The organism is Patescibacteria group bacterium (genome assembly GCA_041665345.1).
Lineage (GTDB): Bacteria > Patescibacteriota > Patescibacteriia > PEXW01 > PEXW01 > JBAYJA01.
Genome location: JBAYJA010000001.1, coordinates 469,333 through 481,392 on the forward strand (window position 1 = coordinate 469,333; position 12,060 = coordinate 481,392).

Annotated in this window: 11 protein-coding genes and 1 tRNA gene; all 12 read left to right on the forward strand. The window is 50.8% G+C overall.

Annotation, left to right across the window (positions count from 1 at the left end; translation table 11 throughout):
- Position 1: 1 nt before the first annotated feature.
- The 12 genes from WCV85_02510 to WCV85_02565 all read left to right on the forward strand — a co-directional run bounded on the left by WCV85_02510 (position 2) and on the right by WCV85_02565 (position 12,009).
- Positions 2-352 carry a hypothetical protein gene (locus tag WCV85_02510; GenBank protein ID MFA6473721.1) on the forward strand — a complete coding sequence of 117 codons (351 nt, stop codon included), beginning with the start codon at positions 2-4 and terminating at the stop codon, positions 350-352.
- A 15-nt stretch (positions 353-367) separates the two neighbouring features.
- Positions 368-2,122, forward strand: a complete 1,755-nt coding sequence (locus WCV85_02515) for a penicillin-binding protein 2 (protein MFA6473722.1) — start codon at positions 368-370, stop codon at positions 2,120-2,122.
- A gap of 23 nt (positions 2,123-2,145) precedes the next feature.
- Positions 2,146-3,435 (forward strand): UDP-N-acetylmuramoyl-tripeptide--D-alanyl-D-alanine ligase, encoded by a 1,290-nt coding sequence (gene murF / locus WCV85_02520; GenBank protein ID MFA6473723.1) that lies wholly within the window; start codon positions 2,146-2,148, stop codon positions 3,433-3,435.
- Positions 3,436-4,114: 679 nt separating this feature from the next.
- Positions 4,115-4,276: a hypothetical protein gene (locus tag WCV85_02525; protein ID MFA6473724.1), complete on the forward strand. Its 162-nt coding sequence runs from the start codon at positions 4,115-4,117 to the stop codon at positions 4,274-4,276.
- Positions 4,277-4,403: 127 nt separating this feature from the next.
- Positions 4,404-5,561, forward strand: a complete 1,158-nt coding sequence (gene tyrS / locus WCV85_02530; protein MFA6473725.1) for a tyrosine--tRNA ligase — start codon at positions 4,404-4,406, stop codon at positions 5,559-5,561.
- A 36-nt stretch (positions 5,562-5,597) separates the two neighbouring features.
- A tRNA-Tyr gene (locus tag WCV85_02535) sits at positions 5,598-5,684 on the forward strand.
- A gap of 94 nt (positions 5,685-5,778) precedes the next feature.
- Positions 5,779-6,846 (forward strand): hypothetical protein, encoded by a 1,068-nt coding sequence (locus WCV85_02540; protein ID MFA6473726.1) that lies wholly within the window; start codon positions 5,779-5,781, stop codon positions 6,844-6,846.
- 308 nt (positions 6,847-7,154) lie between these two features.
- Positions 7,155-7,412, forward strand: a complete 258-nt coding sequence (locus WCV85_02545; GenBank protein ID MFA6473727.1) for a hypothetical protein — start codon at positions 7,155-7,157, stop codon at positions 7,410-7,412.
- Between the two features lie 122 nt (positions 7,413-7,534).
- Entirely contained in the window at positions 7,535-7,777 is a 243-nt protein-coding gene (locus tag WCV85_02550; GenBank protein MFA6473728.1) for a hypothetical protein, read from the forward strand.
- A gap of 79 nt (positions 7,778-7,856) precedes the next feature.
- Positions 7,857-9,569 (forward strand): DUF2207 domain-containing protein, encoded by a 1,713-nt coding sequence (locus tag WCV85_02555; GenBank protein ID MFA6473729.1) that lies wholly within the window; start codon positions 7,857-7,859, stop codon positions 9,567-9,569.
- An 11-nt stretch (positions 9,570-9,580) separates the two neighbouring features.
- The gene (locus WCV85_02560; protein MFA6473730.1) at positions 9,581-10,396 is read left to right on the forward strand and encodes an inositol monophosphatase; all 816 of its coding nucleotides are present in this window, start codon (positions 9,581-9,583) and stop codon (positions 10,394-10,396) included.
- Positions 10,397-10,512: 116 nt separating this feature from the next.
- Positions 10,513-12,009 (forward strand): lyase family protein, encoded by a 1,497-nt coding sequence (locus WCV85_02565; GenBank protein MFA6473731.1) that lies wholly within the window; start codon positions 10,513-10,515, stop codon positions 12,007-12,009.
- Positions 12,010-12,060 lie beyond the last annotated feature (51 nt).

A 12,060-nucleotide genomic window follows, 5' to 3' on the forward strand; every position in this document is an offset into this window, starting at 1 on the left:
CATGTCAAAATTTTCCACCCTCATTGCAAAACTCCGCAACCGCCAGCATACTGGCCGGTCTGTGCAGGCGTTGGGTGGATCCAACCTGGTCGTCATGCTGGGCGCAGTTGTCCTGCTCCTGGGAGTGGTCTACCTCATCCAAGTAAATCGCAGCGCCACCAAGAGCTTTGCTGTGCATGACCTGGTGCAGCAGCACGATCAACTCCAGGCCCAGCGCCGGGAACTGGAACTCGCGCAGGCACAGCTGTCAGCCCTTTCTACACTCCAAGATACGCCGGCCGTGGCCAGCCTGGTTCCCAGCAGCACGCCGGAATTTCTCACCGCTGGTGTGGGCCCAGTGGCCCGGCGGTAATTTCCACACTTTGCCATGGTGCATCGGACGCAACGACGTTCGACCTCGCCCGCTCGCCGCGACCGCCTGAAGATCCTTCACGTGGTCGTGCTTGCGTTTGCGGGAATTATTGCCGTGCGGCTGTTCACGTTGCAGGTTCTGCGGCACGGTGCGTATGCTGCGATTGCCGAGAACCAGCATAACCTCAGTTCCAAGCTCACGCCGAATCGGGGAGAAATCCGGGTGAAAGACCGGGCTAACCCCGGGGTGCTGTTTCCCTTAGCCACGAATATTGACGCGCCGCTCCTCGTAGCTGTGCCCAAGAGTATTGCGGAGCCAAGTGACGTGGCGCAGAAGCTTGCCCCCATTGTGGGGCTGCCGGTAGCTGAACTGTTCCCCAAGCTCAGTAAACCAGATGACCAGTACGAAGTGTTGAAGCGCCAACTCTCGCCCACGGAAGTTTCTGCCGTTGAAGCGCTACACATTACGGGATTACGTTTTGAGAAAGAACGTTTGCGTTACTACACGGAGGGGAATCTCGCCAGCCATGTGGTGGGCTTTGTGGGGTACCATGAAGACACGCGGGTGGGGCTCTACGGCGTGGAAGCTGCAATGGAGAAGGCACTCGCTGGGATCAAAGGGAAGCTAGACTTTGGGAAATCCGCGGCTCAAGAATTTTTACCCGTTAGCGGGGGATTGCTGACCGAAGCAATCAACGGTTCCCAAGTGACACTTACTTTGGACCACACTGTGCAGTACCAGGCATGTAATAAGTTGAAAACTGCGGTGGCGAAGCACGGCGCTGATGGCGGTGCCTTGGTTATTATGGAAGTGCAAACCGGCCGACTCTTGGCGGTGTGCGGGCAGCCCGACTTTGATCCCAACCAGTATGCCAAGACGGAGGATATTGCCGCGTTCAATAATCCGGTGGTCTTTGGGGCGTACGAACCTGGTTCCATTTTCAAAGCCATTACCATGGCCTCGGGTTTGGATCTGGGTAAAGTGACGCCGCAGAGTACGTACGTGGACACCGGGGCGGAAAAAATTGGTAGCTTCACTATTCGCAACTCGGATGGGAAAGCGAACGGCACGCAGACCATGACCCAAGTTTTGGAAAAGTCATTGAACACTGGAGCAATGCACGTTGCCCAACTGGTTGGCCAGGGTGGTTTTGGGAAGTACGTGCGGAATTTTGGCTTTGGGGAAAAAACCGGGGTGGAAATGAGCGGGGAAGTTGCAGGGAACCTGGCGTCCCTCACCAAGCCCGGGGATATTTTCTTGGCAACCAATTCTTTTGGCCAAGGTTTGACAGCCACGCCCATCCAGCTCGTTGCCGCTTTTGGCGCAATTGCAAATGGGGGGAAGTTAATGCAGCCGTACGTGGTGGATGATATTACCTACCCAGATGGGAAATTAGAGAAACGGGAACCCAAGGTCGTGCGCCAAGTCCTACGGTCAGACACGGCTGCAACATTGGGAGCCATGCTGGTGAATGTCGTGGAAAAAGGGCATGGGCAGCGCGCCGGGGTGAAGGGGTACTACGTGGCTGGAAAAACTGGCACCGCCCAAATGCGTGCCGCTACAGGCTCTGGCTATGACGCGAATAAAACCATTGGCTCCTTTGCTGGCTTCGCTCCGGTAGAGAATCCAAAGTTCGTCATGCTTACGCGCATAGACGTGCCAAAGGACGTGCAATTTGCTGAGAGCTCTGCGGCGCCACTGTTTGGAGAGGTGATGGATTTTCTGCTGAAGTACTACGACGTCGCCCCAACGCGGAATCTTGCCGGGTAACCAAAGTGTGCTAGGGTAAGCCCATGAAAAAACTTTTCCTCACCATCCTGCAGTGGAAGCTCACCTTTTTAGCCAAACGGGTGCTGCTTCGGTACGCACCAAAAATTGTGGCGGTGGGTGGCTCGGTTGGTAAGACTTCAGGGGTGCAAGCAATAGCTATTGCTTTGCAAACGGAGTACAACATTGGGCAAACTTTGCGGAGCTACAATCAGGAGCTCGGTGTTCCACTTTCCATACTTCGTCAAGAAACCGGTTACCGGTCACTGTGGCGCTGGCTATCTATTCTGTATACCGGCGCAAAGCTGGTTTGGGGGAAGGTAGATCCAACCTACCCAAATTTACTGGTGCTGGAATTGGGCGCGGACAAGGTGGGGGACATGGATCGGCTGCTAGCCTGGATTCACCCAGATATTGCCGTGGTCACTGCGGCAACCATTGAGCATGTTGAATTCTTTGGCAGTATCCAAGCTGCAGTAGTGGAAGAGCAGAAATTAGCCATGCTCGCTCCACGCACCAGCACCGTCATTCTAAATAGTGATGACCTGGAGCTCTCCCGTATCGCTACAAAAATCCAAGGGCAGGTTATTCGGTACGCAGTCAGCGGCAACGCGGAAGTTGTGGTTGGCCACGCACGGATAATGGGTACCAACGCCAGTGACGTGCAGGGGATTGCTGCCAAAGTGCTGGTAGACGGCAGTGCAATTCCAGTAGTTATTACTGATACGCTTGGAACACATTCCTTCTACGCCATTGGTGCGGCATTTGCCGTAGCCAAGTCGTTGCAACTCAATCTCGCCAAGGTTTCCGAAAACCTGCGAGCGTACCAACCCCCAGCTGGTCGCATGCGGTTGATCAGAGGGATAAAGCAAACGCTCATTATTGACGATACCTACAACTCTTCACCCGCTGCAGCCAGAGCCGCAGTAGATACCCTCCACCAGCTCAGCACGCCTGGCCAGAAGTTTGCCGTACTAGGGGATATGCGTGAACTTGGTTCGGTGAGCGAAGCAGAGCATGCATCACTTGGGCAGTACGTGGTTGGGAAGGCAGACATCCTCATCACAGTCGGTGAATCTGCGCGTGATATAGCTCGTGGGGCTCAGGCAGCAGGCATGGATACAGACAAAGTTTTCAGCTTTGGCAAGGCGGAAGAAGCGGGGAGGTTTATCCAAGACCGGATGCACACCGGGGATCTCCTACTCATCAAAGCGTCACAAGGCACGCGGTGCGAGAAGATCGTGAAGGAAATTATGGCTGAGCCACTGCGAGCAAAGGAATTGCTGACGCGGCAGTACAAACCGTGGGTGGAGTAGGGGAGGGGCGTAATACGGTTTACGGTTTCGCAGCCTGTATCGTTTAACGTATTCGTCTTACGTTGTCCGTAATGACATTTTACCTCCAGAGCGGCTTTTCCAAGCCGCGGGGTTGGGATTATCCCGAAGGTAAGCTAGGTTATTTTTTGCAAAAAAACCTGATTTGAGAATTGACTGTGGAAAGGGACGTGCTAGGATCAAACTACGTTTTTTGCGGCTGAAATCTTGAGGAGGAATTGTGCGATCTCTCAAAGTATCTACGTGGCTAGCCAGGGTTAGCTTAGCTGGCCTCATCATTATCGCTTGTTTTTTACCACTATCGCTTTGGATTGTATTCGCAGGTGGAGTAGTCTTGTTCATTGTACTAGAACTTGTTGTAAGAGCATGTTGGCAGGCTCACTACAAAGTAAACTATCGACGGATAGTTCAGAAATATGGTACGACTGCGAACCGTGAGCCTGGGATGTATGACTAGATCATCAGAGTAATAGCCGCTTGGTAATCAAGCGGCTTTTCTTTTGTCCGCCTATGGAGGAAAGCCGTGGATGCTTGTGGTGCTGTTCCAATCTGTCATTGCGGGCGTAATAGTCCAAACGTGTGGCTACTGTGGATGGAGGTGTAGGTACCAGCGGAAGTAGGTTGCACGCTTGGGCGGCCGCAACAGAATAAGGGAACACTTTTGCAAAAAAATCCAGGTATCACTTGGGATACCTGGGAAGTTGCATCTGGCGGCTTATTTAGCCGGTTGATAACCGCACTCACCGCGAAGGTAACGATTACCACTCCGACGATGATGGAAAGAATCAGCCACCAAATCGACTGCTTCTTTGGCAATTGGTGAATTCTGGTCTGTTCACCTGGACTCATATTTCCTCCGTTTGTTTTTGGTTAACTCAGGAGTATAGGCTAATTCTCCATAAATGTCAAGGGCTTTGACCCCAACGAAGAAGCGCCGTACACTGGAGGATATGGAACGAAAAAGCCCCAACGATTTGCTCACCCGCGGCGTGGCTGATGTCATTGTCCGGAAGGACTTGGACAAGCTCCTGGCGTCCGGTCATCCACTGCGCATCAAGCACGGGGTTGACCCCACCCGGCCTGACCTGCACCTGGGACACGCGGTGATTTACCGTAAGCTCCGGCAACTGCAGGATCTCGGGCATACCATCATCTTTCTCATCGGTGATTACACTGCCCGGTTTGGGGATCCCACAGACAAGGTGAAGTCGCGCATTTTGCAGAAGAAAGAAGATGTTGCAGCTGCGGCCAAATCCTACGTGGACCAGATTGGGATGATTTTGAATAAGCAGAAACTGGAAATCCGGTACAACAGTGAGTGGTATGAGAAAATGACTGCGGAAGAACTGCTGCGAATCATGAGCAGGTTTACCGTCTCGCGCATGTTGGAACGCGATATGTTCGTGGCGCGGAAAAAAGCCGGGGAGGAAATTGGCTTGCACGAACCCGTGTACCCGGTGCTGCAAGCCTACGATTCAGTGATGCTCAAGTCTGACTGTACGGTCATTGGCACAGACCAAACCTTCAACGAGCTTCAAGCTCGGCCGTTGCAGGAATTCTTTGGCCAAAAGCCGCAGCAGGTGGTCACGCTAAAAATTCTGCCTGGCACAGATGGCAAAGACAAGATGAGTAAGTCCTTGGGAAATGACATTAAGCTCACCCTCAGTCCAGAGGATATGTTTGGCAAGCTCATGTCCATTCCTGATAGCGCCATGCCTATCTTCGCCGAATTGCTTACCGACTTACCGCTGGCGGAGTTTACTAAACCCAAAGATCCCAAAGCTGCGAAGGTAAAACTCGCCACCACCATCGTCGCGGAATTTCATTCGCCAAAGCATGCAGCAAAAGCTGAAGAGCATTTCAACCGGGTCATCGTTGGGAAGCAGGCGCCAGAAAAGGTTCCAACGAAGACTATCCAAGGGAAGGAATTGAAGTCTGAAGCAGACATGGTTGCCTTCCTCTTTGGGGTGAGCAAGTCCGAAGCCCGGCGGCTCATACTGCAAAAGGCCGTGGAGTGCGACGGTCAGAAAGTGATTGACCCAAATGCGCGGCCAGTCCACGGGGTGTACAAAAAAGGCCGGCACTACATGCGGCCGGTGTTGAAATAATTTTCATTGTTTGGTAGGGTATTGAGGACGCAATTTGGGCGGATACCGAAGTGGTCAAACGGGGCAGACTGTAAATCTGCTGGCCTTGCGCCTTCGTAGGTTCGATCCCTACTCCGCCCACCAATTCTTCATCGAAGATTCTTGACACGTGATGTTGAACGTGGTAAAACGTTTTTTTGTACCTTACAAATCAAATAACTGTGAAAGGACGGAAAAGGTGACTCCAAACGTCATAATCATTGGTGATTTTTTGAAAGATTTAGATGACGAGCATGCGTTGGTGCTGGCGGCGGCAATGCATCGGTCAGATTTAATCAACCTCCGGTGCGTTATTGGTAACCTTGCCCCGGCGGTTGTCCGAGCGCAGGGAGCGAAAGCTACTTTGGTCCAGCTGGGTTTGCCGAATATCCCAGTTGGCGTAGGCCTTCCAGTGTACATAGGGAAGTTCCATCCCTATGAGCACGACTTGCCCTACATCGCATCTGGAGTCGATGTTCATGAGGATGGTCAGGCTCTCCTCGTGCGGACATTACAGGCTTGTCCAGATAACAGCGTGATTCTCGTGCTCCAGTCTGGCCTTACAGATGCCGCACAGCTTTTGCGAGACCATGAAGATTTATGCCGTGAGAAACTTATGCATGTGGCAATCATGGGTGGCGTGGAATTTGTTGATGATTTCATGGTCCCGAATAATGCCAGCAATAATTCTTTTGATTGGGAAGCTGCCGTCTGGCTGCATAGAAGATTGCAGGAGTTGGACATCCGAATGGTTATCACCACCCGTGAAGCGGCGTACGCTGTCCAGTTTCCACTTTCAGCATATAGTACACTTTTGCGTACTGGTCACCCTGTAGCTGAATGTTTGTACGCACGTCAGTTGCAATCCTACCAGCGTACGTGGATTGAGTCTTGTGGAGCGCCTGGATCAGAAGAGCGCGGGTCTCTACCACTTGATCGTGATCGGCAGTGGTTTATAAGAGTCTACTGCAACGGTGCGGATCCAGGCATAGCTGATGGCGCAGACATTACCCCATTCGTGACCGGATTCAACCTATACGATTCTCTTAATCTTTGGGCCGCACTCCCAGAGAATCTCCAACTTAGTGATTACTTTTTGCCGATTATAGTGCGTGGGATGAAGGCGCAACATTGCATTGTTGGTTATAACTCTAAATTGCATGGCGTGACTAACCCAGAGGCACTGCGCGCTATGTTATTGGAGATGGAAGTCCTTGCATTTTCACATTCTGTGAGTAACCAAGAAAAACGAGCGATCATAACTTAGGTTTTTAATGAGCACTTTCAAGACGCAGGACAACCTGCGTCTTTTTTAGCAAAAAAAGAAATAACCGGAGTAGGTACTTTTCTGTAGATCTGTTTCCCTTCAAGGGTCTGAGGACTCTTCAGGGTCTCAGAAGTCGCTTTGGGTTATGTACAGTCCAGAGGCTAAAGCCTCTACTCCAAATGAAAATCCGCTAATACATTTCATCGTTGTTGGTTGTATGTAATGTAGATGGAGTTGACTTTAGGGCTCCTTTTGCTAATCTAAGAAATCAGTAGAAAAATAACAAAAATAGAGTAAGGAGCATATGCATGCAAACAAAAAACGATCGAGATTTTGGTCCAGATTTCGACCCATTCTCACGCGGTGCGCTTGAGGAACAACGGGCGAAGCTGCGAGCAGAGGCGGACGTGCATTTTGAAAAAGTGTCGGAGATTCTGCGTCAGAATGTTCGCCGAAGTCGGGCATTAGCCAGAGCTGCCCAAGCTAAGCAAATTGCAGCCAGTCAAACCCAGGCACAGCCACTGCCCAAGAAACACAAGAGGACAAAAAGGAAGGCCTCAAAATAGTACCCAGATTACTCAGTGTATGAGCGTAGGAAATTCTACGCTCATTTTCATTTGGTTCTATAGCCTTGACCCCAAAGCGTCCTTCACCTACACTTTCCCAAAACACATGCACAGGAGGTTTGATGCCAAAATGTACCATTTGTGATGCGGTCTACGATATTCCCGCAACCGCAGAACAGTGCGCGAAGAAGGGACTGCGAGGCGCGCGCGGGCTCAGCATTGGGGATCTGATAACGGTGGAAGCTGGTGACGGGCACCGGCAAGTGGAAATTACCGGCTTCCAAGTAGAAGCTGAAACGCACCAGGTAATCCGCATCATTGCCGGACAAGAAGTGTACCCAATCGCGAAAGTATTGCCTCGCTAGCCGCACATGCCATCCAGCCGCTCTAACCCAGCGGCTGTTTTTTCTATGGAGAAAAGCGTAGACGTTGTATACTGTTTATATGCGAAAAGTGATTCTTATTGTAGCGGTATTGTTTGGGGGTCTTGTGTTTTTTCCTCAGCTTTCACACGCCCAAACCTCCACCTTTGAGCAAATCAAGGCTTTTGACGTGCAGATTGAAGCGGCCAAGGAAGGGACATTCATCGTGACGGAGAAAATTGTGTACGACTTTGGAGCAACCGCGCACCATGGGATTTTTCGGGATATTCCGTACCGTTACCGTCGAGATGTTCAAACGTATAGCATTCGGTTGGATCTGCAATCTGTCACAAATGACCAAGGAAAAGCTTGGCCGTACACTGAACGCCGCTCGGGCGGGGAGCTCCATGTGAAAATTGGTGACAAAGATTCTACAGTCACCGGCATGCAAACCTACGTGCTGACCTACACCCTCCGTCGCGCGGTCAATACCTTTAACGATAGCCAGGAAATTTACTGGAACGCCACTGGGAATCACTGGCAAGTGCCCATGCAAGCGGCATCGGCCACGGTTTCCTTACCTGACGGGACAAAGCCAGACGAACTGGTGTGCTACACCGGTGTTGAAGGCGCAACTCTGCAAAATTGTTCGAAGCAAGTGCAAGCTGATGGAAAGGTAGTCTTTGTGGCCCAGTCGTTGGCACCAGCGGAAGGTCTTACTTTTGCTATCAAGGTGCCAAGCGGCACTTTTGACAAAGCAACCACTGCGCAACGTTGGCAAGATTTTGTGGTTGATAATTGGACCGTGCTCCTCATTCCCATTGGTTGGTTCCTCATGCACCAGCACTGGCGAAAGCGGGGGAAGGACCCCAAAGGTCGTGGCACCATCATCCCAGAGTACGAAGCCCCAGAAAAGCTCCGGCCGGCCATGCTGGGGACGGTTTGGGATGGGAGTGGTGATATGCGAGACATTTCTGCCACCATCATTGACCTAGCTGTACGGGGGCACCTAAAGATCAAAGATTTAGGAAAGAAGAATTACGAGTTCACCCGTTTGGTGAACCCCAAGGACACGCTGAATGCCTTTGAGCAAAAGTTGTTTGATGAACTTTTCCTGAAGACAGCTAGTAAAAAGACCGTGGAGCTTAAGGATTTGAAGCAGAAATTTTACACAGCCATTCCTGAATTGAAGAAGCAACTGCATGAGGCGCTGGTTACAGACGGGTACTACACCAAGAACCCAGCGAATGCGAAAGCAACGTACCTCACCCTGGCCGGCTTTCTCATCATTGGACCATGGGTACTTTTCGCCTCCACGGGTGTTTTCCCACTCATAACGGTTATCAGCTTAAGCGCGGTGGGGTTCATTGTCCTTGCGTATGGATTCTTCATGCCGCAGCGAACGGTGAAAGGCGCAGAAGTGCGGGAGCGAATTGAAGGTTTCAAATGGTTTTTATCCGTTACAGAAAAGGAGCGGTTGAAATTCCATAATGCACCCGAGCGCAAGCCCGAACAGTTCCAGGCCTTGCTGCCCTACGCCATGGTACTGGAAGTGGAAAAGCAGTGGGCGCAGCAATTTGCCAGCCTGGAAATGCAGCCCCCAAGCTGGTACACTGCCTCACCCGGGAACGTGTTCAATGCGCTGTTCCTGGCCAGTGTCATGTCGGATTTCCGCAGCAGTGCGAATAGTGCTATGGTATCCCGTCCAGCCAGCGCGGGTGGCGGTGGTTCTGGCTTTGGCGGCGGCGGTTTTTCCGGTGGCGGCTTTGGCGGCGGTGGGGGAGGAAGTTGGTAATCAGTATCACTATGAGGCTGAACACCGTAGAAACGAAGCACCTACGTTTTGCCACCCACCTGGCGCTGCAAGCTGGGAAAATCATGCGGAAGAATTTCATGCTGGGCATGAAGAAGGAGTGGAAGAAAGATGCAACGCCATTGACGTTAACTGATTTGGCGATTAATCGATTTGTCATCCGCGATATCATAAAAGCGTTTCCAGCCCACGGCATCATTACTGAGGAATCAAAATCTATACATGGACAAGGAGAACTTACCTGGGTTTGTGATCCAGTCGACGGCACAACGCCTTTCTCACACGGTATTCCAACCAGCGTCTTTTCGCTTGCATTGGTGCAAAATGGGAAACCAATACTTGGTGTCGTTTACGATCCCTTCATGCAAAGAATGTACACAGCGGTGAAAGGTAAGGGCGCAACGTTGAATGGCAAAAGGATGAAAGTTTCTAACAAGAAGTCATTAGAGAATACTGTTATAGGTTTTGGTACCATGCGGTTGTGGAAGGTAAAGCATAATCGTGATATTGCTACAATTTTTCAGACACTGATGCAGGCAAAAGCCAAAGTGCTGAATTTGGGATCGGTCATCTACCAAGGTATGATGGTTGCCGCTGGGGAATCTGGTGGCATTATGGGCGGGCACGATAGTTGCTGGGATGCTGCCTCGCTGAAGATCATCGTGGAAGAAGCAGGTGGAAAGGTGACGGATATTGACGGCAAAGAACAGCGGTACGATCAATCGCTGAAAGGTGTGATTGTTTCGAACAAACATCTGCACCCGACGTTGGTGAAAATTCTTCAGAATGCGAGGATAAGGCTCCGGTAGGTTGTGTTGCGGATATCTGGTGGTTGAGAAACCCCTGCTTTGACGTTGCCAAAATATGTGTTAAGGTGGGGCCACGAAAAAGTACATGAACAATTGAGATATTTTAGAGGAGGAACATGAACAAGAAAGTCACTACAAAAGCATTGCCGCGACATTTTGCGCTTTATGATGCTCGATTATTAGTTATCTTGCGGGAAGCACAAAAGATCCGGCGCCATCGAGATTTTTCCCAGGTAAGTCCTTTTGCGTATCGGTACGTCAATCAAGAGCTTGCTCCCTATACTTCGGAGCAGGCGCGCATCTTGTACCAAGGACTTTTTGAATCATCCATCGCATTAGCTCTGTACGACAGTAACCTCTGTCCCGAACAGTACATGCAGGAAATTATTTCCGCTTGTGCGAAGGTAAAGGCATCTGACGTTTACCGGTTTGAGTACGGGGTAAAAGGCAAAGTGAAGGGTTTGAAGCATGATGTGCGGGCGTTGCTGAAGCGGATCAAGCAATTGATAAGCAAACCCGCGCGGCGTTATGTGCACTTACTTGCCACGAGTAATGATACTCTGAATTCTGCCGATAGTGCTCGACTTCGGGATGTTTTGGAAAGCGTTGTTCTACCATCACTGTGGGGGCTCTTGATTCCTATACTGCGACTGTGTAAAGAGTACGCGGATACTGTCCAAGTTGGCCGAACGCACCTGCAGCATGCTTCGCCGCAAACTTTTGGAAATACCATGGCGGAGTACTTGGTTAGGCTTGGTGGTGAGTTGTTGAAGTTGGAAAAAGAGAAAGACAGACTTGTCGGGAAGTTTTCAGGGCCGGTTGGCACGTACGGTCCTGGATCCTTAGTGCTTCAAAACCCAATGCGTTTTGAGCAATGTGTTCTTGGCTACCTTGGCTTGCGAGCTGGTCGGTATTCGACACAGATTGTTATGCCTGAGGCGGTTACAGATGTTATGCACCGTTTGACCGTGATCATGGGGATTTTTGGTGACCTCGGAGATAGTCTGCGCCGGCTACAATCAACTGAGGTGAGTGAAGTTGCCCAAGCGAAGGCGACGCAGGGTAGCTCTTCGATCATGGCCGGCAAGATCAATCCTATTTCTTTTGAGAATGTAAAGAGCTTGGAAAAAGCTGAAGTGGGTCGGATGATTACCGTCTACCTCGACTTAATTTCCGATCATCAGCGCGATCTGACAAACTCCGCTTCTGGGCGGTATTGGATGGAAATCGTAGAGTTCATTTTCACAGCAACGAAAACGCTGAAGCGAATTCTGCCCTCGCTGGTAGTTGATGAATCGCAGATGATGAAAAACTTTACGCTCACTGGCGATCTTATCATTTCCGACCCATTGAATACGCTTCTGACCTACTATGGTCACCCTCGGCCACACGAATATGTTTCATCACTTTGTGACAGGTCTCGTGCGACGGGAGAGAAAGTGTTCGATCTACTCATGAAGGATAAGAATGTGCGTCCGTACGTGAACCAAATGACAACAAAGCAGCAGCGTGTCCTCAAATCACCCAGACTGTACATTGGTTATGCGGCAAAACGAACCAAAAGAGAAGTTGCATTTTGGCAGAAAAAATTGCAACAGCGAATTGGTGCGTAGTCACTGCAATTGCGTTCTTTCAAACCTGTTCCACCCTGGAGCAGGTTTTTG